This is a genomic window from Vibrio sp. zbq_1 (assembly GCF_043102935.1).
In the GTDB taxonomy this organism is placed as follows: domain Bacteria; phylum Pseudomonadota; class Gammaproteobacteria; order Enterobacterales; family Vibrionaceae; genus Vibrio; species Vibrio parahaemolyticus.
Genome location: NZ_JBICJH010000043.1, coordinates 1 through 1,244, shown reverse-complemented (window position 1 = coordinate 1,244; position 1,244 = coordinate 1). Strand labels below are relative to the sequence as shown.

Sequence of the window (1,244 nt, the reverse complement as noted above, 5' to 3'; positions counted from 1 at the left end):
TACTTAGCCCCGTTACATCTTCCGCGCAGGCCGACTCGACCAGTGAGCTATTACGCTTTCTTTAAATGATGGCTGCTTCTAAGCCAACATCCTGGCTGTCTGAGCCTTCCCACATCGTTTCCCACTTAGTAGTAATTTGGGACCTTAGCTGGCGGTCTGGGTTGTTTCCCTCTCCACGACGGACGTTAGCACCCGCCGTGTGTCTCCCGGATAGTACTTACTGGTATTCGGAGTTTGCAAAGGGTTGGTAAGTCGGGATGACCCCCTAGCCTTAACAGTGCTCTACCCCCAGTAGTATTCGTCCGAGGCGCTACCTAAATAGCTTTCGGGGAGAACCAGCTATCTCCAGGTTTGATTGGCCTTTCACCCCTAGCCACAAGTCATCCGCTAATTTTTCAACATTAGTCGGTTCGGTCCTCCAGTTGATGTTACTCAACCTTCAACCTGCCCATGGCTAGATCACCTGGTTTCGGGTCTATATCCAGAGACTGAACGCCCAGTTAAGACTCGGTTTCCCTACGGCTCCCCTAGATGGTTAACCTTGCCACTGAATATAAGTCGCTGACCCATTATACAAAAGGTACGCAGTCACAGGACAAAGCCTGCTCCTACTGCTTGTACGTACACGGTTTCAGGTTCTATTTCACTCCCCTCACAGGGGTTCTTTTCGCCTTTCCCTCACGGTACTGGTTCACTATCGGTCAGTCAGTAGTATTTAGCCTTGGAGGATGGTCCCCCCATATTCAGACAGGATATCACGTGTCCCGCCCTACTCGATTTCACTGAACACACGTCGTCAACTACGGGACTATCACCCTGTATCGTCGGACTTTCCAGACCGTTCGTCTAACGCGTGTAAAGCTTAAGGGCTAGTCCAATTTCGCTCGCCGCTACTTTCGGAATCTCGGTTGATTTCTTTTCCTCGGGGTACTTAGATGTTTCAGTTCCCCCGGTTCGCCTCCTTACCCTATGTATTCAGGTAAGGATACGTGCTTATGCACGTGGGTTTCCCCATTCAGAAATCCCAGACTCAAATGGTTGTTACTACCTAATCTGGGCTTATCGCAAGTTACTACGTCTTTCATCGCCTCTGACTGCCAAGGCATCCACCGTGTACGCTTAGTCACTTAACCATACAACCCGAAGGAGTTTCGAGTTGATGAACAAGTCACCAAAGTTGTCTGCAATTTTTATACATGATGCAGACTCGATTTTGCCGGACTCAAATTCCAAGAACACTTGAA

1 rRNA gene is annotated in these 1,244 nt (G+C 49.3%); it reads right to left on the bottom strand.

Annotated elements, in window-relative coordinates:
• Positions 1–1,133, bottom strand: a 23S ribosomal RNA gene (locus tag ACF8CV_RS22380); the annotation flags it as partial.
• Between the last annotated feature and the right edge of the window lie 111 nt (positions 1,134–1,244).